We start from the raw sequence: 25,520 nt of genomic DNA, 5'->3' as shown, positions 1-25,520 counted from the left end.
GGTTAGTGCCAATCGCTGCTTCAGCCAGCGCTTCGATTTCCGTGAATCCCATTTCATCGATGCAACCGGGCGGTTCAGTGACGATATCAGGCACAACCACTTTAAGCGAAGTCATTATTCAGGTGCTTCGTCCCGGCAACAGCACGGTGTTTTATGATATCGCCAAGGTAACGAGCGGACAATTTTCAGACTCTTTTACATTGGGAAGCAATGAGCCGGCAGGTACCTATACCGTTATTGCCGGACAAGCGGGTCAGGTGGATACTAAACAGTTTGATGTAATAGCACAGACACCGACGACACCGACGACACCACTGAGCAGCAATGCGGATTTGAGCGCTCTGACGCTGTCGAGCGGTACGCTGACTCCTGCGTTCGCACCCGACAAAACTTCCTACAGTGCTAGTGTGGATAACGCTGTATCCAGCATAACCGTAGCGGCCAGCGTGTCCGATAGCAACGCTGCGATGACAATAAACGGTGCAGCGGTTGCAAGCGGCGCGATCAATCTGAACGTAGGAATCAACCTCATCAACATCGTAGTGACAGCGCAGGACGGCACATCGAAGAAGCCATATACGGTTGCGGTGAACCGCGTCGCACCGGCAGGAGGCGGCATTGGTGGCGGTGGCGGTGGTGGCGGCGTCAGCGGCGGTTCAACGACCCAAAGCAGCGACAAAGTTACCTCAAAGGATGGTAAATTAACGCTTCCCGCAGGTAAAATAGGCGAGGTTAGTTTGGACGATGCGGTTACGATCTATATTCCTGCCGATGCTTCGGGCAAAGAACTGAAATTAACGATAGAAAAATTGTCGGACATTCAAAAGCTTCTAACGAATAAAGACGTTCTGGCCAGCCCAGTTTTCGAAATTTTGAAAAATTTCTCGGAGAACTTCAGCAAGCCGGTCACGCTGACCTTTACCTTCGATCCGAAAAGCTTGAAGGGTCATCAGAAGCCCTCCGTCTTCTATTATGACGAAGCGAAGCAGTCCTGGGTGGAGGTTGGCGGCGAGGTGAACGGCAATACTATCACCGTAAAGGTCGATCACTTTACGAAGTATGCGGTATTCGCTGTAGGACAAGCGGCAGCAGATACGCCGCCAACGATTACCTTCAGCGATATATCCGGACATTGGGCGGAAGCGGGCATCAAGCAAGCGGTAAGCACCGGAGTCGTCAGCGGTTATCCGGACGGCACGTTTAAGCCGGATCATACCGTGACACGCACGGAATTTGCGGTCATGCTGATGAATGCGTTGAAGCGGCAAGGAGAAGGAGCGGCGCTGACGTTCTCCGATACCGCGAAGATCGGTACTTGGGCGCAGAAAGCGGTCACGCAAGCGGTACAAGCAGGCATTATTAAAGGCTATGAGGACGGCTCTTTCCGTCCGGACGCTGAAATTACACGCCCTGAGATGGCAGCGATGATCGCAAACGCTTTGGGCCAGTCTATCGAAGAGAGTACGGCAACAGGCTTCGCGGACGACAAGGACATTCCGGCGTGGGCGAAAGGCGCAGTGGCAGCAATGAAAAAACTTGGCATTATAAAAGGCAAAGGTACGAACGAATTTGTTCCTGCGGATAAAACGACAAGAGCAGAGGCTGTAACGGTTCTGCTAAACATGTTGGCCTACAAGAGCAAGTAAAGTAAATGAACTTGAAATGATTCTGCACGCAAAAGCAAAGCCCGGTCGATCTGCGCGAAAATATTTCGCGGGATCCCGGGCTTTTTCATGTAAATCCTGTCCCTGACTCTCCCGCAGCAGTCAGATTGGAAATAGAAAAATGTTAATAAATAGTCGGTACCATTCCCCCGTCCATACGGATTGGAGAACCTTTAAATGCGGATGCATAAGGACTACATACAAATGCAGCTAGTCTACCTATTTCAATAGGCTTGATAAATCGCTGTATTTCAGATTGAGGCAGGTTTGTAGTCATAAATTTCTTCTCTTTTTCTGAAAAAGTCATATCTTCATTAGGGTACAAACCCTCAATGATTTGATGCACATTTTCGGAGAGTGTTGGTCCTGGCATGATCGTATTGACTGTTACTTCTGTTCCTATTGTTAATTTAGATAAGCTTTTTGACAATGATAACAGCATTGATTTTGTCATACAATATTGAGGCATTTGTCCTGAAGGCATAATTGCTTCTTCACTCGCAATAAAGATCATGCGGCCATAATCATTTTTCAACATTTTAGGTAAATAAAATTTAGATAATCCGTTTGCGGCGAGAACATTAGTACGGAAGTATTTTTCCCATATTTCGTCGTCAACGTCCTCGTATTGCATAATTTCATAAATACCCATATTGTTAACCAAGATATCAATGTTGGGGTATTTTTCAAATAAAGCTTCTCTTTGCCCAATATCCACAATATCGGCTGCAGCATTTTGAGGAGAAGTAGCCGGGAAATCCGACTTCATTTCATTTACAGTTCGTTCTACCTCTTCGTAATCTCGTCCATTAATTAGTACATGAACACCTTCTTTGGCAAGTTCAATGGCAATTGCTTTACCAATCCCCTTCGTTGATCCTGTAACTAAAGCTGTTTTATTGCTTAATCCCATATCCATAAAACATTGCTCCTTTTAAATTACTCCGGATAGAGATTATATTACCTTGTCCGGATGGTTCAGTAACTAGCGTACTGCGCCAAAGTTCTTGTATAACCCGCCAAATGATGAATCTTAGTAAATATTAGCTCTCTGTAGAATTGGTTAGGCATTCATAGCCGTCCTTCCGAAATGTTCAGAACGCCAATTTGAAGGAGTATCACCTTCCCAAAGGCGGAAGGCGCGGTAAAACGAGTTCTGGTCCGCATATCCAATCAAGAAAGCCACTTCTTTAATATCGAGCGAGGGGTCTGCCAAGTACTCCCGTGCCTGCTCATGCCGAGCTTGTGTCAACAGATGCTTGAAGCTCGTGCCTTCGTCGGTAAGCCGGCGCTGCAAGGTGCGATCGCTCATTCCCAACTCGCTCGCGATAGCCTGAACGTCGGGTCGCCCTCCTGTTAGGCTGCGTTTCATGATCCACTTGACCGTCTCGGTGATTGAGCGGCTGCGTTGCTGTTCATCCAATGAGCGGTCCAGTGCAGGAGTCAGGATCTCCAGCAGCTCTTCGTTGTACGAGACAAAGGGGCGGTCCAGATCTCTTCGATGAAGCGTCAACCGGTTACATGTTGCGCCAATCCGGATACAGCACCCGAAGTAAGCTTCAAGTGCCTGTACATCGCCCATTGCGTGCGAGAATTCGACGGATCGCGCCGTCAAAGGTTGACCTGTGCCCCGGCGCCCAAGCTCTAAGAGAGATGCCAGTGTGATACCAACCAGCATTGGCGGACCGGGCTGCTCGGTATGCAGCCATTCCAATTCGATTGTACAGTGCTCGCCCTCCTCGGTGATTCGTAAGCTTTCCGGGGGGCACAGTTGTTTGTACCGGGCCATTCGGTTAAGAGCGTCGCGATAGTCACGAGCATGGTAAGTCGCTAAGACGGTCGGTGGGTATTTCGCTGTTTCAAAGGCGGTGGTAAGCCGGATGATTCCTTTGGCAGGGTCGCCAATGAGATCGGAATAAGCCTGCCAGATTGCGAAATATTGGACGGTGGTAACAACTGGTTCTGTAATAATGGTGAGCGGCAGTCGTGCTTTGCGAGCTACGTCGTGAGCGGCAATCCCTAGTTGACGTAATCCCGCCCAAAATCCCGGCGGGATTTTAATGCGGTCAGAGGTATGAGATTTCATACATATGGGCCTCCTTTAACCAATTACGGCGAATTTTAAGTACACTTAAGAATACTCTTGCTTGTTGAAGACGGCCCTATAAGATCAACTCCGCAAGACGATGAATCCCCTGCTCAATAGATGCTTCATCTACTTTTGCAAACCCCAACACCCATCCCTTTCGTTTGCTTTCCAAACAATAGGGTCCAAGAGGGTATACGCGTATTCTCTGTTGTAGAGCAAGCTTAGTCACGGTTTCTTCGTCATATGATTCTTCAGCTTCAAGTAACACATGCAATCCCGTTTCTACTCCGCTTAGTGTGAATCGCTCCCCTAAACCGCTAGCCATAATAGCCTTTGTCATGGCTTCGTGTCTTCGTCGGTACACATTCCTGACTCTTCTCATATGGCGCATAAAATGCCCTTTCTTGATGAAGTGGGTTAGTGTTAGCTGATCCATAATCGGAAGATGACGGTAAGTCAACTCCTGTACCTTGGCTAGTTGAGCAATTGCCTCGACAGATCCAACGATAGCCGAAATACGAATGCCCGGAGCAATCATTTTAGAAAAACTCATGAGGTACAAGGTATTATTAGGTTCCTGACTAAACAGCGTGGGAAGCGGCTCCCCACGATATCGAAATTCACTATCATAATCGTCTTCAATGATCCAGAATTGTTCTTGAGCAGCCTTATGCAGCAATTGTTGCCTACGCGGCTCCGACATAACGACCCCGACCGCGCACTGGTGCGAAGGGGTCGCAAAGATTAGTTTGGATTGTGGGTGAATTTGCTCAACCACTAGGCCATACTCATCAACGGGAACGGGTACCACATTCATGCGCCGATATTTCATCGCCATCCAGGCAGCTGGAAAACCGGGATCTTCTACAGAGACAGTGTCCCCATCAGATAAAAGCGATTGTGCGATTAAGTCAATGCTATGCTGAGCTCCGGAGGTCAACAGAATCTGATTTGTTTGGATATGGATGCCTCGTTCAAGTGATAAATAACGCTGGATTTGCTCACGCAATGGTGTGAAACCATAGGGATTACCGTAAGCCCAACTTGATAAATCCATTTCAGCGGATGCGTGGAAAAGCGATTGTCGCCAGTTCTTTTGAAATTTTCCATCCAAATAGGGTTCATGGGGACTAAAATCAATATCCACTTCTCGCTGTTCTTTGCCTATGAACCAGTCATGTAAATGATCGACAGCCGAGTTCAACAAGGGAAGTGAAGGGGGGAGGGGGCCATCTGTTATTATTTTCTTCGTTGACTCTGTGATTTGCGTCCATTTACTAACCCGCGTTCCTCCTCGGCGAGATGTAACCGTATAGCCTCGACTTAGCAATTCCTCATAGACGATTTGTACCGTTGAGCGAGAGACACCTATCATGTGAGCAAGTTCGCGGGAAGGAATCAGCAATTCTCCTGGCGCCCAGATTCCGCTAGTAATATTATGAATCGCTTGATCAAGCAATTGCTGCCAGATCGGTCTCTTATCATTGCGAATTACTTTCATCATCGTACACACCTCCAAATAGGCTCCAATCATTATGGATTGTTCATTATTGAGATGTTTGGATGTTTTAACACAATCCATTCATTGATATACTACCGTAATAACGCTGGTATTTGCAATCTGGTCGTTGACACACTCTAGAACACTATCGGAGTTAAGACAATTGGAGTGGGATGAATATCTTATGAGTGAAAGGAGAGATTTCGAAATGGATTCGGTTCGTTACAAGAACAGGGAATGCCGGGATCAAGAGAAAATTGAAAGTTTCCTTCACCAAGCGAGAATTGGGTATCTTGGGTTGGTTGATGGAAACCTCCCCTATGTTGTACCGCTTAATTATGTATGGACTGAGGGGAAGCTCTATTTTCATGGGGCTGGAGATGGAAGACGTAATCATGTCATGAGTGAAAATCCAGAGGTATGTTTTACAGTATGTGAGGAATACGGAACCATCACGGACCCGATTCCTGCCAAAACGGATACGGCTTATATGAGCGTAATAATATTTGGACAAGCAGAGCCAATCACAGATTTGGATGAAGCCACCCATGTACTTCAGGAAATGATCAATAAATACGTACCCGGCTATTATAACCGCCCCTTGTCGAAGCAGCATGTGGACAAGTATAGGTCGGCTGTGTTCGGCGGACCGGTTCAAGTTTGCCGTGTTATTCCGCACCATATGACGGCAAAAGAAAGTCCAATTGAAGCAGAAAAAATGTATAGAACGGTCATGAATGTCGGAAGAGAGATTTAACGACAAGATACTAGCTAACGGAACGATAGTTGAATGGCATATAACCAAGCCGCCGATTACTTCGGCGGCCTTCAGTGCATGTTTATGGTGCCGAGCCGCATTATTCTAACTCGGCAAGTACGCTTGCCTCTTCCAGCGAAGGGATAAGAAACTTAGTTTCGATTGGCGATGACATTACGATGAGGATTGTGTAGGTCCCGTATTTATCGCATTGATTTCCAAAATCTTCGAGTGATCGTGTGGACTCAGTCATTACTTTCAATAAATAGTTGTGCGGGTTGCGATAACCCGACACACTTGCCTAATTCCGTCATTGAAATTCTTGCCTGGCTTTGAAGATAATACAGGATTTGTTTATCAATAGGGTCCATCGAAATCGCTCCTTTAAATTTAAGGATTTTCTCATCAACTAACTCGTTTTTCTTTGTTTTAGGGTAGATATAACTTGAATGCTTTATGTAAATCACTGAACTTAATAATTATAATAAACTTACAATAGTAAAGTAATCAAGGCTTTAACTATTGAGAAAGGATGATGCAAGTTGAGTAAGAATTTGGATACAAGCATAGATGAAGTTATCGAGCGTACTCTTGCCGATAATCGGCTGGTTGGCGCTGTTGTTAAGGTGGCGGTAGACGGAGTGCCGGTTTATAACGGTGCTGCCGGTTTTGCCGACCGTGAGAGGAACAATCCGATGCAAGAAAATGCCTTGTTCAGGCTTGCCTCCGTATCGAAACCGATCGTTTCAACGGCTGCCTTGGTACTCGTATCGCAAGGCCGGCTCCAGCTAGACGACCGCGTAGACCGATGGCTTCCATACTTTCAGCCGCGTTTGCAAAACGGCGAAATCGCGGAGCTCACGATTCGGCATTTAATGACTCACACGGCGGGGCTGACTTACCGTTTCTTTCAGGAGGAGAAGGGTCCCTATCACCGTGCAGGGGTGTCGGATGGGATGGACCAGGCCGGCATCACATTGGAAGAGAACCTGCGCCGTATTGCCTCCGTTCCGCTCCTTTACACGCCAGGCACTCAGTGGAAATATTCGATCGCGACCGATGTGCTGGGTGCCGTTATCGCCAAGGTTGCTGAAATGCCGCTTCAAGAAGCCGTTCATTCCTTGGTGCTGAAACCGCTTGGCATGAATGACACCGGGTTTACTGCTGTTGACCCGGAGCGGCTGACCGTTGCTTATGCCAATGATGTTCCTGTGCCGCGGACTATGTATGATCCCGACAGCGTGGCATTCGTGGAAGGCACGGCGGGTTTCCGGCTTGCCCCTAGCCGGGCGTTCGACGAATCGGCTTTTCCTTCCGGCGGAGCCGGCATGGTCGGAAGCGCCCGAGACTTTTTACGGCTGCTGGAAACATTGCGCAAAGGAGGAACGCCGCTGCTGCCTGAGCGGCTGGTTCGCGAAATGACGACAAACCAGATCGGCGATCTGCCGATGGCTTATTGGCCTGGCAGAGGCTTCGGTCTTGGATTTACGCTGCTTAAGGATCCTGCCGCCGCAGGCACGCCGGAATCGCCGGGCACCTGGCGGATGGGCGGGACCTACGGCCATTCGTGGTTCGTTGATCCTGAGCGGAAGCTCAGCGTTGTGGCATTTACCAATACCGCGCTGGAAGGCATGTCAGGCCAGTTTACCGTCGATCTCTGCAAAGCCGTTTACGACGGAATCAAGCAATAAAGAATGCGTTCAAGAGCCTAGTACGGTATGATCCGGACCAGGCTCTTTTATACAAGGGAGTGGAGAGGTTGGTTCAATTCAGTTCTGTTCAAAAGACCATTAACCCTATATTTTTCATTGCACTGGGTTTATTTGGCGTATACACCATTGAATTTGGCGTTGTCGGGATACTGCCGGCAATCATTGAACGCTACGGCATCAGTACATCTCAGGCCGGGATGCTCGTTGGCGCGTTTGCGATTGTCATCGCGTTGTTTGGTCCCTTTATGGTATTGCTGCTTTCCAAACTTAACCGCAAAAATGTGTTGATGACATGTTTGTTCATTTTTGCCGGGAGCAGTTTATTGTCAGCTTACGCTCCGAATTTTTATGTTTTGCTGGCGCTTCGCATGATTCCGGCTTTGTTCCATCCCGTCTATTTTTCTTTGGCTTTTGTCACGGCTATTTCACTGTATGCTAAGGAAAAAGCGACGCAAGCTTCCGCCAAAGCATTTGTCGGGACCAGTATGGGCATGGTACTTGGAATTCCGGTAACAACCTATATCCAGCATCAATTCTCATTCGAGGCCGCTTTTCTATTCTGTACCCTTGTCAACATCGCTGCTGGTATCGGGATCGCCATTATGCTTCCGAAAACGCCGAAAGCGGAGAAAGTAACTTATGGGAAGCAACTCGGTATATTGCGTAAAATCCCCCTTTGGATCAATATCGGCGCTGCAACTTTTATATTCGCGGCCATGTTTTCAGTCTATAGTTATTCTGCCGAATATTTGGAGCAAGTGATGGGTATGAACGGAGAGACCGTCAGTGTGATGCTTGTCGTATTCGGCGTTGGAGGGGTGGCCGGCAACTTGCTCGCGGGGAGACTGATTGGAATCAATATGGCAAGAACGACTGTGTTCCAACCGATTGTATTAGCGCTCTCTTACTTTTTGCTTTACTTAGGAGAAACGTCGTCTATAGTACCTATTATTTTGATCATGGTTTTGTGGGGAGCGGTTCATACCAGCGGGCTCATTATAACGCAGATATGGTTAACATCCGAGGCTCCCGAAGCGCCTGAATTTGCTACCGGACTGTATATTTCTTTCATCAATCTTGGCGTGTTCATCGGTTCGGCAGCAGGCGGGATGTTTATTGATTTTGCAGGCGTGAAAGGGACCATATGGAGCGGCTTGCTTTTTATTGTGTTGGCTCTTGCTTGTATTGTCATAAAAATTGTTTTCTTTAACTCCAAAGGTATAAAGGAAAAAGGGGCATCCAAACGAGAACGGCGGGAGGAGGCTCTATTGTAAAGCATTAGAGAAGGTTCTTTTGGGTATCATTGCATCCCTTATTGTTCCTCTGGAGAACTAATCTGATTGTTGAGAACGGCAGAACCCTTAAGTAAAGAGGGTTCTGCCTTTTAAGGTAAAAGCGCTCACATCCAGTGATGGTTCCCTTTAGTTGCTTAGTTGTCGATACTTTCCGTTTCTTTAGCTTCGAGTAATTCCTCGATTAGGAATGCGTTATCGTAAGTTTTCAGAACTTTATATTTGGAAGTAAAGCTCTTTGTTTTACGGCTTCCATCATCATAGGTGATGTTATACTTCTCCGATGTAGTGACTTTGAAGCTGGAATCGTCCAATTTTTCGGCAGATTTAGCCTCTGCGAGAGTCATTGTTTCTTTAATCCCTTTGTTGTTCAGGTAGTTCATGTATTCACTTTGTTCTTTGTATTTCGAATCGCTTAAAAACGAACTGACGGCGGAGAAATTGTTTGTTTTGAGTGCCCACATGCTTTTTGCTAAATAAATCTCGACGATCATTTTTGCTTTTAACTCATCGCCGGATGATCGAGGCGGGCTATCTGGAAGTGGGTTGGGATTTGCTGCTCCTTTGGACAGATCTGCTGATTGGGTACCCATTAGTTCTATATATTTAGCCAGCATGTTAGCCGCTTCGGTTGCATGACTTTTTTGCGCTTTTTCCCTTTTTATTAAAAAGTTTCTGTTGGATTCTGCGTTGTCGGCTGCCTTGTAGGCTTCATTGATATATGAATAAGAATACGTATTCACTTGTGCCAGTTGTTTGTTTTTGTTCATTTCTGAGATATTGCGCTCGTAAGCCTTTACCAAATATTTTAAAGAGTCCTCAGCCTCATTGGCGGCTAGTAATTCCGTCAGGTATTTGCCGCGATAGGTTAAGGCATCGACGAACTTGGATTGGACATCCTTTAATTTTGCCGCTAAAACCACGCTCAGCACTTCATCCTTCAGGGTATTGTTTTTATTGATGAGATCATTGATTTTATTATCAAAGAGATAGAAATCGTCATCGGGTTTCGCTAATTGTTTAATTTCCGAATCCATGTTATCACTCCGCTGTATGACACTCTGGAGTTTGTTGATATCCTTCGACCGATCATTGTACTCTGTGATTGCCTTCTCCACGTCAAGACTGGAGTAGTCCTTCTTTTCCGTTGTCAACAAAGCGTACTTGGGGTTGCTGTTCAATTCTTTCACTTGGGCTTCAAAATTGGTCGTTAATTTAGCGTCTTTGTAAAAAGCAATAATTTCCTGAAGCGTTTTTTTGTCGGCAGGAGGCGTCTCCACTTGCTTTTTGAACGCAGAGCTAGCCGTCTCGATCGATTCAAAATTTTTATTGTATTCATCGACCAACGATTTGTGCTTCGAGTTTTTCACGAGGTTATAGGCGATTCCGCAGCCCACTGCCAGAATAACAAGAAGCGAGCCAAGGATAATGATAAGCTTCATTTTTGATTTTTTTGCCTCCGGTTTTGACCCTGCTTCCATTATCGTTTTGTTTGTTTCGTTTTCCACGCTTGTTTCAGACATTATACACACTCCATATTTCTTATTTAGTTGTTATCAAGTTCATAAGTAAGCGGCATCAATGATGTGTCCGAACTCTATTTCAACATAATTCTACATAAATACAAATTTTACCTCTAATTATCGATAGAAGACGTGATACATGAATCACAGAAGGGCCTTAAGCATCATCGTATTTGGAAATTTCATGGTAAATAGTCACCTTTTTTTAATTAATTCGGCTATATCGGAATGAGCAGTTTGAAGTTTTCACCGGTGCAGCGCTGTTCTACCTAGGGGGACAAGGGAAAGAGAGAAAGTATGAGAAAGTGGATGCGCAGCCAGTTTCAGCTTGGGACATATGGAAACGACTCTACACGGAGTGGGTACCCGCTTATTCATATGATCTTGCTTATTTGCCAACAATTGATGAATGATGGGTACCGGTAGTCAAAAATCAGTAGGTGGTTATTTAAAGAAAAACTTGCCGTTTCAGACAGTTCGGAGAACCGTACCGTAAGTAACGGCAACATATTGTATTGTTATCGCCTCAAAACAAAATTAAGCTGAACTCTGCTTGATAAGAGTCAATCACTTGACCGGTTAAAACATCATCAGGTGCTTGATTACCATCCCATAGCATGTTTGGCCACGGCGAGCCGACAATTATGACAAAGTCATCCGGCTTATGGATAAAGCAACATCTCCCTAGCAATAATAGTGGTAAAAGGTGGATTTTTCGCGAATCATCAACTCTCAACTCGAAGAACGAAGGGGCCCTGGTCACAACTTGAACGAATCCCTAGAGATTATAATAAGAACGATCCTTGCTTATTTATGGCTATGGTTGTACACGAAGTTGATCGGCATGCGCCTGATTGCGCAGAGCTCGTACCACTTGTTCGTGCTTACGATGTTGATCGGGACGATCGGCGGTAATATGGCATTCAATATCAAGATCAGTTTGTTGAATTTCATCTTGTGCTTGTTCGTCATCAGTGTAATTGGGTATGCGCTGATGAGAATATCGCTGCACAATAAGAAGGCAGACGCCGCTATTTCCGGAGAGCCGATCGTGATTATTAAGGACGGCGTACTGTTGCAGGAGGAGATGAAGAAGTACAAATACTCGATGGAAGCATTAAGGCAAGGATTGAGAGGGAAGGGAATTTTCGAACTCGAGCAGGTCGAGTTCGCGGTACTGGAGCTGAACGGAACGCTGTCGGTACTCAAGAAAAGGAAATACCGAAGCGTAACTTGGCAGGATCTTGAAAGTATCAAGAGGCAGTAAAGTGTATGGAAAGTTTCGTGATGTGATCACGATGTCTTTTCTCGAAGATGAGTTCCGATTTATTTGCAGTCGGGTCGACGCCATTACATTGAATTACGCTCCAAGATCTCCCCATGGGTCGTAAATGAACTTATCATCGATCGGGGTGAACCGGATGCCCTGAAGATTTCTGCGCAACGCCTCATCCCGAAACGCTTCGCTTGCGACGAGCTGATGCAGTTCAATGCACCTGAACAGATGGGCCTCTGTCGGTCTAACCGAGAATTGCTTGATCCAGGCGTACATGGGATGCTCGGGAAAGTAACGGTTGATCATCGTGCCGCCTGTTTCCAAATCGGTTTCTTCACAAAATTCAGATTGTTCTCGACATAGCAAGCTTTCATGCTGATACGGCAAGAACAAACTGTACTTCTTTTTTGCCGATTCCGAACCCCGGAGCCGTATTGTGAGCGGGATCGTACGGAATTTCACCCGGAAGCTTTCGCACAGCTCGATAAACGCTTCCGAAACATGAGGAGTGTTGCCAGGGTCATATAGGTCGAAACATACCTCGTCCAGCAAACCGTCGGTAACGTCAAAAATATATTGCTGCTTGATCTCGCCATCATATGAACCGGGATCGTGAATATCCCACTCGTATTCTTCGATATTGAAGCGCCCACTTAAGTAGTAAGGGCATCCTTTGGCGCCGGCCGCGTATTCAACCAAATAGAATCGGTTCATGATTGTTACTCCTCTTTTTCCCATGTGTAAGAACATGGACTTCATCCGTTTTATTACCAGATTAGCGAACTTTACTGCCGTTTGCAAGGAGACTCCATCGACCCTTGGAGATATCGGCATGTCCTCGGCCGCCGGCTTGTATCAATCGGTAGTTGGATTTATACTGGTCATGAATCTCCAACCGTTTTTCCGGAAGTATTTTGTAAGAGGTCTCGCTATAGGGGCTTACAAAGGTTCACCACATTTAAGCGAAAGGTGGCAAATGCAAATGGCATTATTGCAATGTAATTTTTTCTCGGAAGTTCTTGGTTTAAGCACTTCGATGACTGTCATTCTGCCTCAGCAAACCCGGGGGCAAATCGGCATGAACGGCGTCGTGAACAGGGATAAACACCCTACACTATGGCTGCTTCACGGCGCCTCCGACGACGATACCATCTGGCTGCGCCGCACTTCGATCGAGCGGTACGTTTCCGAGCTCGGACTCGCCGTCGTGATGCCTCAGGTTCATTTAAGCTTCTACTCCAATATGGCTTATGGAGGGCAGTATAGCACCTTCCTTATGGAGGAGCTGCCTGTGATTGCCCGCTCTTTCTTCCCTTTGTCCGAAGCGAGAGAAGATAATTTTGTAGCCGGCCTATCCATGGGAGGATACGGGGCGTTCAAATGGGCGCTTAGCAAGCCCGATCAATTCGCCGCCGCCGCCGGGCTGTCCACCGCTAATTTCTCGACTGCGAAATTTCGGGAAACGATGCACCGGGAGCAGCTCTTCAAGCTCATTTTCGGGGAAGGTTCGCAGGAAGGAACGGAAAATGACCTGTATCATTTAATCGGGCAGTGCGAGAAAATGGAAGGTGCACGGCCTAAGTTTTATCAGGCTTGCGGGACGGAAGATTTTCTTTATGATCATAATGTCGAATTGAAACAAGCGTTCGGCCAATCCGCTCTGGATTTTACATATGCGGAAGAGCCGGGCAAGCATGATTGGGCATTCTGGGATAAAACGATCCAGGATGTGCTGGCCTGGCTGCCATTAACAAATAAGCGCGATGAAACAAACGGATAATTATGCAAGGCAGCTTTCCCAAGACCGTACCCTAATCCAAGGGTGCGGTTTTGTTTTCGAATGCCGGCTGCGCAGGAATCGAAGCATTCTCTCGACATAGGCTGCGGTAGCAGCGGCCGCGGATCAATGTACATTTTGCAAGAGCATGGTCATAGGCCGTTTCTTTCCGGCCCTTCCATTCATCCTTTATTAATAATGAAGGAATTTAGTCTGTTTGGCTCCATTCAGGCGAAGGGGAGGGAAATATTGAAGGATCAAGGTGTAAGGGTACTTGCCTATGGATGAAAAGCATATCACCAAGGCGATTCTTAACGGTCTGCACTCCAAAGGTCAAAGAGTGTCTTGGCGCAAGGACTTGAGAAACATTATCGCACGAAATATGGGGATTTCTATAGTAGCTAATAAAATTAGCGGAATATATAAGCAAAAGCTGCGGGAGATGAGCGGAAAGTGAGCTACGATAAATTAATGATCGTTGCGCATCCCGATGATGAAACGATCTTTGGCGGCGCGCAGCTGATCCGGGAGAAAGGCTGGCTTGTTATTTGTGTGACGAACGGCGATAACAAAATAAGACGCAAGGAATTCAAAAAAGTCATGAAGCGGGTTCATGCAAAGTATGAAATTTGGAAGTACAAAGACCAATGGGACGGCGATTTTAAAGGAACACGTTTAAAGAGGGATTTAGCCGGGGTGCTGGCACGGAAAGCCGTTAAAAAAGTAGTTACCCATAACTTGAAAGGCGAATACGGACATACTCAGCATATCGCGCTATCGCGGCTTGTTCATAAATTGGTCGATAAAAACTTGTATGTGTTCGACAGATCCAAAAAAAAGCTGGATGAAAACATATTAAAAAAGAAAAAAGAGCTTTTAAAATACTATAAAAGTCAAAATATTCGGTGGCTGAAAAAATACATTCGGTTTGAGAGCATGAGGCAGGTGCGATGATTTCTGAAGGGAGAGTTTTTTATGTCCAACGACAAGCAGGAGCGGGAGCGGAGATTTGGCGAATTACTGGTTCGTTTAATGAACTCGCCTTTGTATAAGCAAAAATTGGCGGAATGGAGCACGATGGACGTCGGATTGGACCGGATCGGCGAATTGCCGATTACTGTAAAAGCCGAGCTCCGGAAGGCGGGCGCTTTCGGCTGTCTTGCCGTTGACCGGAAAGAAGCGGCGCAATATCACGAATCGTTCGGCGCGATCGGTGAGCCGTCAGCCGCTTGGTTTACGAAGGCGGATCTGGAAACCGGCGGAAGACGGATGAGAGAGTGCGGCGTCGGCTTGAACGCGGAAGACGTTGTGCTGATCCGCTTTCCGTATGGGTTGTCGGTGCCCGCATTCCTGATGCACCAAGCCTGCTATCAAGCGGGCTCGACAATCGTTCCCGCGGGCGAGCGCAGCACGAATGCGCCTTATTCCAGGGTGCTTGAACTCATAAAGCACCTGGGCGTTACTGTCCTGGCCGGAATCCCGCGGGAAATGGAATTGTTGGCCGAGACGGCGCGCTTGCTTGGCTTTGAACCAAGCGGGGATTTCCCGTCTCTTCGGGCAATCTGCGTAACCGGAGAATTATTGGGCGAACGGCGGAAGGAGCATTTAGAGCGGCAATGGGGGGTACCCGTATTCCATATATACGGTTCTGCCGAGATTGCGAATATGGCCGCTATGTGCGAGCATGGCGTGATGCACGTCGCAGAGCAAGATTTTGCGGTTGAAGTGCTGAGGGAGGATGGCTCAGGTCCCGCTGCGCCGGGTGTGAGAGGGATCGCTGCGGTCACGACATTGTCTCATCAAGCTTCGCCGTTATTGCGTTATCTCAATGAAGACGTTATTTCCGTCGAGCGCAGCTTGTGCACTTGCGGCCGAACCGGAAGCAAGCTCGTCCATTACGGCCGGCTGGAGAATAGAACTAAATTCGGAGAGGCCGTGTTGGACGAAAAGGACATCCAGGACGCCATATACTCGTTGACCCCCGTGCCTGAAGCTTGGAAAGCGATTCAGCGGGAGAACGGATTTCATATGGTTTTTGATTCGCGGCATTATGCCGAAAGGTCGGCGGAAGGGATTCAGGCTTCACTGTCCGAAATGCTCAAGGTACCGGTAACCGTTGAGATCGCTGTCGGTGCGCTCCTAAACCGGGATGAACTCACTCGCCACGCATCGGAAAACAATCCGGTCTATATATGCAAGCGCGAAACCGAAACCGCCGGTCCCGAAGCAATCAGCGCCATTCTGCTGCGCGACTTGATTAATCGCGGGTACTCCAAGTTTAAGCTGTGCATGTACGAGGAATCGCGAAAATTGTTCGAAGAGGCGGTGGCGCTGGGTCCCCGCAGCGCGGAAGCGCACGCTTGGCTGGCTGCGGCATATGGACGCCTGATCGAAGCCGTTTGGAGCATGACGGACAAAATCAAGCTGCTCTCGGCGTTGGAAAACGAGATTACGGCGGCCCTCGAAATCGATCCGGCACTGCCGCTCGCCAGAAGAATGAACGGCGCCAGATTGTTAAATACGCCGGATATGCTTGGAGGAAGCGCTCTTGATGCGATCGATGAATTCCGTTACTGCATCGGTCAAGGGATGGACGAGGCTGAAGTATGGGTATCCCTCGCCGAATGTTATATGAAGACGGATGATCCGGCCATGGCTGTGGATGCGTTGAACGAGGCGCTCTCCCGCGAGCCGCTTAATGAAAAAGCGGCGGAATTGCTGCAGCGTATAAAAGGTGAAAGCAGCGGGGAATAGAATAAGGATGACGCGAAAAGGCCCTAAGCCTTCAACAGGCTTAAGGCCTTTCAGTATGCCCATGTTAGGCGAATTGATCTCTTCAACGCGATCGAAATCCTTCCTTCACAAGCTCTAGGCCGGCCGCAAAGGCGCCGGTTTTCAGGGCAGTGAAGAGTTTTTCGTAAACAATATCGGACGGTTGATTTACATCGTTCACCGCTTCCAGAAGTTCTTTGCCGATATTGTTAGCACCGCTTGTCAGAGCAGTTTTGAATAGATGTTTGGTCTGCTGCCTAAGTTGACTGTGGCGATGTTTTCGAGAACTGGACATGGATCTCACCTCCTTTCATCGGACAGATTCCTAGTGCCGACTTTTTTTCTTCTTTTCCTGCTCCTTTCTCCTCCTGTGTCGTTCCCGGCGAGCTTCTTTTTCCTGCTCCTTTTCCGCCCAGCCTTGGAGTGCGGTTCCGACAACTTGGGTGGCGAATATCATTATCGATGTGGAGTTGTCGGTGGCTTTGATGTTTTCAACCGCCGGTTTGCCTTCCAGAGACTGCAGCTTTTGCTTAACAAGCCGCTGCATTTCCGGATCTTTCGTTTGATTCTCCAATCTTCTCCAGCACTTCGCCGCATCCTGGTTTCGGCCGATCCTGCAGTACGCTTCGCCGAGCTCATAGAGTAGTTGTGATACCCCTTCGTCCTCAAGCACGCCCTCTTGGCCTATCTCCTGATCGATAACGAAAGTATAATCTTCAATCGCCGTCTTCGTCCGGTGGAAAAACTTCTCCGGAAGATTGTACGAGGCCTTGCCGCGAAGCAGCCGGATCAGGCTGTCCCGCGGGGCGTCGGCTACCGCTTTGTCGAGAAGCTTCAAGCCTTTATTCGACCATTTCAGCTTCTCCAGCGGCTTCGTTTTATCCCGGGCGATTAAAATCATTGTGCTGCCGTGGTAAGCGTCGGCAAGAGGCTGGGCCGGATGATCCAGCCGCAGCTGCTCCAGCAGCCGATTGGCTTCCTGAACGGCGGCTGCACTGCCATCCACGCCTTCCTTGTAAGTCAGGATGATCTGGTCGAGCCTATCGGCGAATGTGGCGGAATCAACGGGCCTTTGACCGGGCAATGCAGTACTCACACTAACGGTTGGTACTTCCATGTTCTTTGGGTCCAGGTTTGTCAATGGATTCCTTCCTTTCTGCGCGTTGTGATTTTTATCCGTCATTTTTCTCTAAATTTCATTTGGGCGAGCTGCTGCGAGACCGCATTCGCTTCGTCCGGTTTTCCGGCATTTTTGTAGGCAGTACTCAGATTTTGCAGTATTTCCCGAGCGAGCTTTGGGGCAAGATAGTCGGAATCTTCTTTGTAGCGGTCAAGAAGGAAGGAGAAGTCCTCGATCGCCGTTTCCGAGCAATGAAAAAAAGATTCGGGCAGCCGCAGACAGACGTTCGCGCGTAACAGCCGAATTTCTTTGTGGTCCGGATCCAAGTCAACGGCCCGATTCAGTGCATCCAGTCCTTCTTGCGCTTTGTCCGCTTTGTCCAAAGGTTTAGAGGCATCCCGTGCCAATAGAGCCATAGAGCTGCCGTAATAGGCTTCAATTAACGCATTGTCGGGATCTGCCTTGCGGAGCTTGGTAAGCCCCTCGTTTGCATGTTTCACCGCTTTTTTGTCTCCGTCTACACCTTTATTATGGAGTTTTTTGGCTTCCTTGAATTCCTTCTTAAGTTTGCTGTCATTTGACATTTCTCTTAGCCTCCCAATGGAAAGTCCTGATGAATTACGAGAATCTGGTATACCTGTTGCGCAGGCAGCGATACAAAACGGGAGATTCTAAATTCGGGACTGTATACATAGATTCCGCCGTCCAGGCAGCAATTGGAGAACTCATGCGGTATTCGCAGAACATGCCTCATTCTGCTCTGTCCGATGAAGACCGTATCGTCCGTTATTGCAAGCCCGCGCGTAAAGCCCGACACTTGAATCTTCGTCTTGTTTCCGGCAACGGCGCAAAACGACATGGAGTCGCAATAAGCAAGTTGGCCTTTGTGCACCATAACCGTATGCGGCATATACAGACCGCTGACGGCGACATGATTCGCCGGGTCTACGTCGGTACGTTCTTGGAGGTGAAAGCCGGTCAAGTCGATAGCGACGATCCCGCCGGTTTTTTTTACCGGGTCCAGGTACCATCTGTCATAGGGAGAAAACATCGAAACGTATAAAGTATTTCCTTCCAACCAAATGTCGTTGATATGATGAATATCTTTGTCTGCCGGATTGAATCGAATTTCTCCTATTCGCATGAATGTATCGACCTCATAGCAGCCGATTGCATTGATCGCCGTTTCCACGACAAGTACGACCTTATCATTCAGCTTCGCGACGCCATGAAAGTCGAGTTTCCGGTGTTTCGTTTTGGCTATGATTTGAAACTGTCGGTCAAAAGCAATGATCCGGTTGTCGCCGGTCGTAACGACGAGCCGGTCATTTACCCATGCCATTCCTATACAGTTGGCGGTGTACAGCTTTTTCAAACAATTCTGTTTAAAATCAAGTAAAAATAATCCTCCTTCATCCGGACCGCTGGCCGGGCAGCTTACCAGGAGCTTCGTATCGAGATATTGAAAATCTTGATCTTTCTCCAATCCGTATAGCAGCACAAGTATGGTCCCTCCCTCATGATTCCGATAGTTTCATATTTGTTACGATATGTAGGATCTTCGGACGGCGATTGGATGAAATGCTTATTTTATAAAGAATATACACTTGTCTGAGTCAAATCTGTATTTCTTGCATTTCATAAATAGAGTGATCGGGAAAAAGGAGTGTGGGGGAGGGCGAGAACTTGTCGGAAAGAAACATTTCGTGGCACCCATCCCATATCGCAAAAGATGACCGCTGCCGGCTGAATGGGCACAAAAGCTGTGTGTTGTGGTTGACCGGACTATCCGGGTCGGGAAAATCAACTTTAGCCTATGCAATTGAAAAGGCGCTTTATCGTCTGAATTGTCCTGCTTATGTTCTGGACGGCGACAACATTCGTCACGGTTTGAACAAAGACCTCGGTTTCAGCCCGGAAGACCGCAAAGAGAATATTCGCCGAATCGCGGAAGTGGCACGTCTTTTTGCAGATGCGGGAATTGTGGCCGTTACAGCGCTCATTTCGCCTTATCGAGCGGATCGCGACATGGCGCGGTCAATTTTTCGCGAAGGAGATTTTATAGAGATTTATGTCAAGTGCTCGCTTGACGAATGCGAAAGGCGCGATCCGAAGGGACTGTACAAAAAAGCGAGAGCAGGTGAAATTCTGCAGTTTACCGGCATTTCCGCACCATATGAACCTCCGGTCCGGCAGGAGATCGTCATAGAATCGGATAGGCAAACGGTAAGCGAATCCGTTGCTCAGATTCTGGATTTTTTAAAATGCCATAACTATCTGTACAAAGAGAGCCCGGAATGATCAATCGACTGGCGCATACCGCCATCTGTAACGATTTTCTCATTATGTAAGGTTATTAGGCTTCTGGTGATTGTTGTAAATTTGTTAGTAGTCTACCATTAAGTACAAGTCGTGCATGCGGTACTGATTTCCAGCCGGCAAGGCCGAATGGCGATGCCGGAGGTCTCCAGTGAAAATGGACAGGAGGAATTTTATGAAATTGCAATCCCATAAGATGTCGGTTTCCATTGACGAGCATTCATCCCATTTGGAGCAATTCAAACATTTTTACAAGCAATTGGATGATGAAGGAAAAACCATTGAAAAGCTGCCTCGGCAGCGGATAGAAGATTATCAACTGAAAGCCATTAACGCTACGCTTGCCCATATCTGGAACCGGAATGAGTATTACCGCTCGAAGCTGGAGGAAGCGGGCTTCACGGAACCGAAAATCGACAATCTGGAGCAATTAACTTCTGTGCCGCTGTTGAAGAAAGACGTTATACGGGGAGATAAGCGGAAGATCCTGTGCGTTGATCCGAAAGAAATCGGTCAGGTTCACCTCACAAGCGGAACTTCGGGGAAACCGATTTATACCTCCTACACGTTAGCCGACCAGTATGTATACGACTTGCTGCCGAAATATTTGGAACTGTATAAAGAGTCTGACGTGGATGTGGCGGCAATCGCGCTGCCGTATGAGTTTGCCCTGCCCGGTCTTGGATTTCAGCGGTTGTTTCAATTTGCGTTTGGAACGGCGGTACTGTCGCTCGGCAAAGGCGGATACATGGCTCCCGTCGATAAGTCGCTGGAATTGATGAAGGAATACCAAGCTACGGTTCTCGCTACGACCCCTTCCTATGCGGCGCTTTTGGCGGAAGAAAGCGAGCGGTTCGGTATAAAAATAGGCGAAGACATCCGATTGAAGAAAATTTTGCTTACCGGCGAAGGCTGCTCCTACACCTTCCGCGAACGGCTGGAAAAATGGTGGGGATGCGAAGTATCGTTCTTCTACGGCTCGACCGAATGCGGGGGCGTCGCTGTTGAATGCAGTGAGCACAAAGGATATCACGTGATGGAAGGACATGTAAAAGTGGAGATCATCGATCCGGTTACGGAAGAACGGCTTCCTTATGGCAAAACCGGAGAAATCATCGTGACGACGCTGCTGCGCGAAGGAATGCCGATGGTGCGCTACCGCTCCGGGGATATCGGCTTTTTGCAAAAATCCAAGTGCGCTTGCGGCATCACCATGGACGTCCTGCACCTGAGAGGCAGAATGGAAAGCATGCTGCATCTGGGTGATGATGACTATTCGCCGTTCCTGCTCGAACAATTCCTGCTGGAAATCCCCGATGTGGGCATGTGGTATCACTTCAAGCTGAATCAAGGAGTGTTTAAGATTGAAGCCGAGCCGTTTCGGACCCAATTAAGCGACGAGCAGTTGGCTGCGAAAATCCGAAAGCATATGGCCGATCGGATCGGGATCGATTGCGAAGTGGAAATCAGGCACGACATCCCTCGTACATTCGGCAAAGCGACCCGAATATTCAACTAGACCGGACAAACGGCCGGGAACAAGCGGTTCCGGATTCGCTCCGGCAGTCCGGATGCGCCGTGTCAAGCCGAGAGGAGGTGCCGTTATGACCTGCAACCATAGGGAGTGGGAGGGAAAATTCAAGGATTTATTAGTGCGCCTTGGTAAGTCCCCGCTGTACAAGGAAAAATTATCGGGATATAACCTCAATAACATTGGATTGAGCCGCATTCATACACTACCGTTGACGACAAAAGAAGATCTCCGGAAAGCCGGCACTTTCGGTCATCTTGCCGTCGACATGAAAGAGGTTGCGCAATACCACGAATCAACCGGTACGACCGGAGAGCCCTCCGCTTCCTGGTTCACTCGGGAGGATCTGAGAATCGGCGGAAGACAGTTGAAAAAATGCGGTGTCCGCCTGACAGCGGAGGATCTCGTGCTGATTCGTTTTCCGTACGCGTTGGCACTGCCCGCGTTCTTAATGCAGCAGGCGGCATGGCAGTGCGGAGCGGGCATCGTTCCCGCGAGCGGACGTACCGTCGTCACGCCGTACCCCAGAGTGCTGAATCTGATGAAGCGTCTTCGCGTCACTGTGTTGGCGGGGCTCCCGCGCGAGATGGAACTGCTGGCCGAGACAGCGCGTCTGACCGGTTCGGCTTCGAACCAAGATTTCCCGGCGCTGCGGGCCATTTGCGTCGCAGGCGAATTGATGAGCGGCAAGCGCAGGGAGCATATAGAAAAGCTGTGGGGCGTGCCTGTATATAATATGTATGGCTCGACCGAAACCGGCAATATTGCCGTCATGTGCGAACACGGCACGATGCATATCGCGGAACAGGATTTTTTCGTGGAAGTGCTGCGTGAAGACGGTTCAGGGCCTGCCGCTCAAGGAGAGAGAGGGTTTGCGGCGATTACAACGCTTTCCCATCAGGGTTCTCCTCTGCTGCGATACTTTAATGAAGACATTATCTCTGTCGAGCCTTCCTTGTGTGCATGCGGCCGAACGGCGGGCAAGCTGGTGCATTACGGCAGAAGCAAGGATCGAATCCGTTTCGGCGGTACCATTCTGGACGCCTTGGATATCCAAGAAGCCGTGTACTCGCTGTCTCCTGCTCCTGATGCTTGGAAGGTGTTGGAGCAAGAAAAAGGGCTGCATGTTCTTCTTGATTCGCATGATTCCGGACAATGGCCGGAAGAAGAGATCCGTTCCCGATTATCTTGCAAGCTGCAGGTGCCTGTCACCGCAGAAATTATTGCCGACTCAACGCTGCTCGATCGTGTCGGGCTTGTAAATAACGCTCCGTCGACAAAGCCGGTATACATCCAAAAGCTCGTTGGCGGTACATCCGCACAAGGCTAGGAGTCCGGCGGGCGGAAAAGGTTACAGTCATTGGAGGAAAAGGAGGGAGTGTTCGTCATGAGCGAAAAATTGCAACAATTAATATCTCAATACGACGGGATTAACCGACAATTGCTCCATTTGCTGAGCGAACGGGCTCACATGTCTAGTGAAATCGTTCAAGAAAAGAAAAGCCAGGGCATGTCGGACGCGGAACCGATTGGCGACCAACAATTGCTGAACGAGCTCGCGGGCCATAACCTGGCAATTCCGAAAGGGAACAAGGATGCTGAGACCGGCCGCAAGCTGCTCGTTAGTCGCCGTCATAAGAGCGAGGATACGATCATCCGTGTCAAGGGTGCCGAAATCGGAGGCTCCTCGCACGTTGTCGTCGCCGGTCCCTGCTCCATCGAATCCAAAGACCAGCTATTGACGGTTGCGGCCGCATTGAAGAAAGCCGGCGTTACGTTGTTGCGCGGAGGTGCGTTCAAACCGAGAACATCTCCGTACGACTTTCAAGGGCTGGGCGAAGAAGGCTTGAAAATTATGAAGGAAGTGGCTGATGAAACCGGAATGGTGACGATCAGCGAAATTATGAGTCCTTCGCAAATCGATACGGCGGCCCGCTATATCGACATTATTCAGATTGGCGCCCGCAACATGCAGAACTTCGAACTGCTGAAAGCCGTCGGCCAAACCAAACAGCCCGTACTGCTGAAGCGCGGCCTCTCCGCTACATTGGAGGAGTTTATTTTTGCGGCGGAATATATCCTGTTTAACGGTAATGACCGGGTCATGCTGATTGAGCGCGGTATACGTACCTTTGAAAAATGGACCCGGAATACGCTCGATATTTCCGCGGTTCCGATATTGAAACAGGAGACACATCTTCCGGTGCTTGTGGATGTCAGCCATTCCAGCGGCCGCAAAGATATTCTGCTTTCTTGCGCGAAGGCTTCTCTTGCTGCGGGTGCCGACGGGATTATGGTCGAGGTGCATCCGAATCCGCAAGTCGCGCTCTCAGATGCGAAGCAGCAAATTAACATTGACGAGTTTAACACATTCTGGAAAGGGCTTCGCGATTCGGGCTTGTATCATTGATGGGAAATCAACGGGGGAGAGTGTATGACAGACATTAATAATATCGACAAGGACTCGCAGTATGCATTGGATTTTTTGCAAGGATTGATATTCGATATTTTACTGGAAACGGACGGACGGACGACGGATATGCTGGAAACTTTGTTGAATGAAAAAATGCTCGTCTCTGTGATTCGGCAAGAGCAAATGAATGAAGAGCATGCCGATCCTCAGGGCGAGTCCTCCGGCGCTCCGTATTATATAAGGGAATCTATTCTGATAAGCGATAAGAGCCATTTTATTGTATCTCACAATATTGCTCTTGTAGATTCGAAGCATGTGCCGCCTACTTTGTTTGAGAAGATAGCGCACCGGCAGGAGGGGATTGGAAAATCAATCAGCTCTATTGGTCTGCAAACGTTCAGAAAGATAGTTGACTCCGGGCTTAAAAGCGAGGAAGAAGCGGTCGATTTGTTCCAAAATTCGCTTCAGCTTCGGTTTCCCGACCTGCGCAATAAAGTCCCGTACAAGAAATACGCGATTTATTTCGGACTTGCACCGGGAATTCAGATGCTTGAATATTTTAATCCTGACATCGTCAGACATCGTTTGAAACAAGTTTTCAATAATAAAATCGGAGGGATAAATCATGAGTGACGAAACAACGAAAAAAGAGCGGAAGCAAGCGGAAAAGCAAGTAAGGAAAGAGGAAAAAGAAAAAGAACAAGAGCAGCAGCGCCTGGAGAAACAAGCGCAAAAGGAAGAAAAACAAGCTAAGAAGAAAGAAAAACAAGCCAAGAAGGAAGAAAAAAAGGCGAAAAAGGAGAAAGGGAAGGAAGAAAAAGAGGAAGAAAAGAAAGCAAGAAAGGAAGAAAAAAAGGCAAAGAAGGAGGGAAACAAAGCCAAAAAGGAGAAAAATAATGATGTAGCTGCACAATAACCCTGGTCGCACTCCTATCAAACAGTCAACGGTAAAGTAAAAGACCTTCATGCAGCGGCTGCTTCCTTGCATTCAACAAGGGAGCGGCCGTTCGGTTTTTATCCAAAATCCCCTTCGGTCAACAACGCAAGCTCATTTTAATAAATGACCTTTTTGCGTTATCGACCATTAGGGGATCCATATTACCCTGAGAGTCAGCCATACATTTATTTTTTCTTTTTCATTTGTTTAACGAACTCCACTCCCGAGTTTATCATATGTTCACCGGCATGCTGGATGCCGCTTTTAACAGCCGATACTAGCTTGCCTGCAGGAATATCGGTTGCTTGACCCGCTTGTTCTTCGGCTTCTATTATTTGTTTCCCGGCCACACTCGCACCGCCTTTTACAGCCTTGGCGTAGCTGTTGGCGAAATTTAGAAATTCCCGCCTGATTCTGCCGGCAATCCTTGAGAAATCCTGATGTTCCGATGACAATTGCTTCACCTCCTCTCGACAGCCGGTCACTGCGTGACAGTTTGCGCGCTTGCATTACGTCCTATTGCGCCTCTAGGGAGCCTGATCGCCGGCAGCTGCGGCCAGCTTTTGCTCAGACGGGGCATCGTTCAAAGGGGCTTCAGTCAACGCCGCATCCGGCTCATCGTCCGGCATCGGAACGGAATGAATCCGAGCGGAATGCTTTTTGCTGTCCATATAAAATTTCAGCACTGCGATAATTACGCCCGCTATAAGAACAAATGTAATCACACCGGCTAACGTGATTCCAAGAATGAATATCGCCCTGTCCGCGATTCCCATTTTTTTCGTGCTCACTTCGATTCTCCTCCTTCTGGAAAGTCCGGTTGTTAGAGGTTTGCCG

26 protein-coding genes and 1 pseudogene are annotated in these 25,520 nt (G+C 48.2%); 15 read left to right on the top strand and 12 right to left on the bottom strand.

The window, feature by feature from the left end:
* Positions 1-77 precede the first annotated feature (77 nt).
* Positions 78-1,646, top strand: coding sequence for an S-layer homology domain-containing protein (locus tag AC3G2T_RS13135; RefSeq protein ID WP_488435734.1), 1,569 nt, complete (start codon positions 78-80; stop codon positions 1,644-1,646).
* A gap of 142 nt (positions 1,647-1,788) precedes the next feature.
* Here the strand turns inward: AC3G2T_RS13135 and AC3G2T_RS13130 are convergent, their stop codons facing one another.
* From AC3G2T_RS13130 to pdxR, 3 genes are all read right to left on the bottom strand, one after another.
* Positions 1,789-2,583: an SDR family NAD(P)-dependent oxidoreductase gene (locus tag AC3G2T_RS13130; RefSeq protein ID WP_488435733.1), complete on the bottom strand. Its 795-nt coding sequence runs from the start codon at positions 2,581-2,583 to the stop codon at positions 1,789-1,791.
* A gap of 144 nt (positions 2,584-2,727) precedes the next feature.
* Positions 2,728-3,750: a helix-turn-helix transcriptional regulator gene (locus AC3G2T_RS13125; RefSeq protein ID WP_488435732.1), complete on the bottom strand. Its 1,023-nt coding sequence runs from the start codon at positions 3,748-3,750 to the stop codon at positions 2,728-2,730.
* Positions 3,751-3,826: 76 nt separating this feature from the next.
* On the bottom strand, positions 3,827-5,257 hold the full coding sequence (gene pdxR / locus AC3G2T_RS13120) for a MocR-like pyridoxine biosynthesis transcription factor PdxR (protein WP_474682847.1): 1,431 nt from the start codon (positions 5,255-5,257) through the stop codon (positions 3,827-3,829).
* Between the two features lie 205 nt (positions 5,258-5,462).
* Here pdxR and AC3G2T_RS13115 point away from each other — a divergent pair, with 205 nt between their 5' ends.
* On the top strand, positions 5,463-6,011 hold the full coding sequence (locus AC3G2T_RS13115) for a pyridoxamine 5'-phosphate oxidase family protein (RefSeq protein WP_474683028.1): 549 nt from the start codon (positions 5,463-5,465) through the stop codon (positions 6,009-6,011).
* A 100-nt stretch (positions 6,012-6,111) separates the two neighbouring features.
* On the opposite strand, the pseudogene AC3G2T_RS13110 reads toward AC3G2T_RS13115, so the two are convergent.
* Positions 6,112-6,382, bottom strand: a pseudogene (locus AC3G2T_RS13110) (Lrp/AsnC family transcriptional regulator).
* A gap of 171 nt (positions 6,383-6,553) precedes the next feature.
* On the opposite strand from AC3G2T_RS13110, the gene AC3G2T_RS13105 reads away from it, so the two are divergent.
* Positions 6,554-7,702: a serine hydrolase domain-containing protein gene (locus AC3G2T_RS13105; RefSeq protein WP_488435731.1), complete on the top strand. Its 1,149-nt coding sequence runs from the start codon at positions 6,554-6,556 to the stop codon at positions 7,700-7,702.
* Positions 7,703-7,770: 68 nt separating this feature from the next.
* Positions 7,771-8,997 (top strand): MFS transporter, encoded by a 1,227-nt coding sequence (locus tag AC3G2T_RS13100; protein ID WP_488435730.1) that lies wholly within the window; start codon positions 7,771-7,773, stop codon positions 8,995-8,997.
* Positions 8,998-9,152: 155 nt separating this feature from the next.
* On the opposite strand, the gene AC3G2T_RS13095 is transcribed toward AC3G2T_RS13100, so the two are convergent.
* Positions 9,153-10,538: a TcaA NTF2-like domain-containing protein gene (locus tag AC3G2T_RS13095; protein ID WP_474682850.1), complete on the bottom strand. Its 1,386-nt coding sequence runs from the start codon at positions 10,536-10,538 to the stop codon at positions 9,153-9,155.
* 766 nt (positions 10,539-11,304) lie between these two features.
* Here AC3G2T_RS13095 and AC3G2T_RS13090 point away from each other — a divergent pair.
* Positions 11,305-11,805, top strand: a complete 501-nt coding sequence (locus tag AC3G2T_RS13090) for a DUF421 domain-containing protein (protein WP_488435729.1) — start codon at positions 11,305-11,307, stop codon at positions 11,803-11,805.
* Positions 11,806-11,898: 93 nt separating this feature from the next.
* On the opposite strand, the gene AC3G2T_RS13085 is transcribed toward AC3G2T_RS13090, so the two are convergent.
* A complete protein-coding gene (locus AC3G2T_RS13085; protein WP_488435728.1) occupies positions 11,899-12,528 on the bottom strand; it encodes a hypothetical protein in 630 nt (209 codons plus the stop codon).
* Between the two features lie 268 nt (positions 12,529-12,796).
* Between AC3G2T_RS13085 and AC3G2T_RS13080 the strand changes: the two genes are divergently transcribed.
* From AC3G2T_RS13080 to AC3G2T_RS13065, 4 genes are all read left to right on the top strand, one after another.
* Positions 12,797-13,594, top strand: a complete 798-nt coding sequence (locus AC3G2T_RS13080) for an alpha/beta hydrolase (protein WP_488435727.1) — start codon at positions 12,797-12,799, stop codon at positions 13,592-13,594.
* Positions 13,595-13,871: 277 nt separating this feature from the next.
* On the top strand, positions 13,872-14,048 hold the full coding sequence (locus AC3G2T_RS13075; RefSeq protein WP_474682854.1) for a hypothetical protein: 177 nt from the start codon (positions 13,872-13,874) through the stop codon (positions 14,046-14,048).
* Positions 14,045-14,545, top strand: a complete 501-nt coding sequence (locus AC3G2T_RS13070; protein ID WP_488435726.1) for a PIG-L family deacetylase — start codon at positions 14,045-14,047, stop codon at positions 14,543-14,545. Before AC3G2T_RS13075 ends, AC3G2T_RS13070 begins: the two co-directional genes overlap by 4 nt.
* 21 nt (positions 14,546-14,566) lie before the next feature.
* Positions 14,567-16,345 carry an AMP-binding protein gene (locus tag AC3G2T_RS13065; RefSeq protein WP_488435725.1) on the top strand — a complete coding sequence of 593 codons (1,779 nt, stop codon included), beginning with the start codon at positions 14,567-14,569 and terminating at the stop codon, positions 16,343-16,345.
* An 82-nt stretch (positions 16,346-16,427) separates the two neighbouring features.
* Here the strand turns inward: AC3G2T_RS13065 and AC3G2T_RS13060 are convergent, their stop codons facing one another.
* From AC3G2T_RS13060 to AC3G2T_RS13045, 4 genes are read right to left on the bottom strand one after another with little or no spacing between them, the layout of a single operon-like run.
* Positions 16,428-16,658: a hypothetical protein gene (locus AC3G2T_RS13060; protein WP_474682857.1), complete on the bottom strand. Its 231-nt coding sequence runs from the start codon at positions 16,656-16,658 to the stop codon at positions 16,428-16,430.
* Positions 16,659-16,688: 30 nt separating this feature from the next.
* Positions 16,689-17,504, bottom strand: a complete 816-nt coding sequence (locus tag AC3G2T_RS13055) for a hypothetical protein (protein WP_488435724.1) — start codon at positions 17,502-17,504, stop codon at positions 16,689-16,691.
* Positions 17,505-17,542: 38 nt separating this feature from the next.
* The gene (locus AC3G2T_RS13050; protein ID WP_474682859.1) at positions 17,543-18,067 is read right to left on the bottom strand and encodes a hypothetical protein; all 525 of its coding nucleotides are present in this window, start codon (positions 18,065-18,067) and stop codon (positions 17,543-17,545) included.
* Between the two features lie 5 nt (positions 18,068-18,072).
* On the bottom strand, positions 18,073-18,984 hold the full coding sequence (locus AC3G2T_RS13045) for a DUF4915 domain-containing protein (RefSeq protein WP_474682860.1): 912 nt from the start codon (positions 18,982-18,984) through the stop codon (positions 18,073-18,075).
* Positions 18,985-19,169: 185 nt separating this feature from the next.
* Here AC3G2T_RS13045 and cysC point away from each other — a divergent pair, with 185 nt between their 5' ends.
* The 6 genes from cysC to AC3G2T_RS13015 all read left to right on the top strand — a co-directional run bounded on the left by cysC (position 19,170) and on the right by AC3G2T_RS13015 (position 24,662).
* Positions 19,170-19,784, top strand: a complete 615-nt coding sequence (cysC, locus tag AC3G2T_RS13040) for an adenylyl-sulfate kinase (RefSeq protein ID WP_474682861.1) — start codon at positions 19,170-19,172, stop codon at positions 19,782-19,784.
* Positions 19,785-19,977: 193 nt separating this feature from the next.
* Positions 19,978-21,321 carry a phenylacetate--CoA ligase family protein gene (locus tag AC3G2T_RS13035; RefSeq protein ID WP_488435723.1) on the top strand — a complete coding sequence of 448 codons (1,344 nt, stop codon included), beginning with the start codon at positions 19,978-19,980 and terminating at the stop codon, positions 21,319-21,321.
* 85 nt (positions 21,322-21,406) lie between these two features.
* The gene (locus AC3G2T_RS13030) at positions 21,407-22,663 is read left to right on the top strand and encodes a phenylacetate--CoA ligase family protein (RefSeq protein ID WP_488435722.1); all 1,257 of its coding nucleotides are present in this window, start codon (positions 21,407-21,409) and stop codon (positions 22,661-22,663) included.
* A gap of 57 nt (positions 22,664-22,720) precedes the next feature.
* Entirely contained in the window at positions 22,721-23,743 is a 1,023-nt protein-coding gene (locus tag AC3G2T_RS13025) for a bifunctional 3-deoxy-7-phosphoheptulonate synthase/chorismate mutase (RefSeq protein WP_488435721.1), read from the top strand.
* Between the two features lie 24 nt (positions 23,744-23,767).
* Positions 23,768-24,379, top strand: coding sequence for a chorismate pyruvate-lyase family protein (locus AC3G2T_RS13020; protein WP_488435720.1), 612 nt, complete (start codon positions 23,768-23,770; stop codon positions 24,377-24,379).
* A complete protein-coding gene (locus AC3G2T_RS13015; protein ID WP_474682866.1) occupies positions 24,372-24,662 on the top strand; it encodes a hypothetical protein in 291 nt (96 codons plus the stop codon). The genes AC3G2T_RS13020 and AC3G2T_RS13015 overlap by 8 nt, the downstream gene beginning before the upstream one ends.
* Before the next feature lie 206 nt (positions 24,663-24,868).
* Here AC3G2T_RS13015 and AC3G2T_RS13010 read toward each other — a convergent pair whose 3' ends face one another.
* Both AC3G2T_RS13010 and AC3G2T_RS13005 read right to left on the bottom strand, forming a co-directional pair.
* Positions 24,869-25,147 (bottom strand): hypothetical protein, encoded by a 279-nt coding sequence (locus AC3G2T_RS13010; protein ID WP_488435719.1) that lies wholly within the window; start codon positions 25,145-25,147, stop codon positions 24,869-24,871.
* A gap of 63 nt (positions 25,148-25,210) precedes the next feature.
* Entirely contained in the window at positions 25,211-25,474 is a 264-nt protein-coding gene (locus AC3G2T_RS13005) for a hypothetical protein (protein WP_474682868.1), read from the bottom strand.
* Positions 25,475-25,520: the final 46 nt, after the last annotated feature.

It is taken from the genome of Paenibacillus sp. sgz302191, from assembly GCF_057749925.1.
This window is presented reverse-complemented; position numbering and strand designations above follow the sequence as displayed.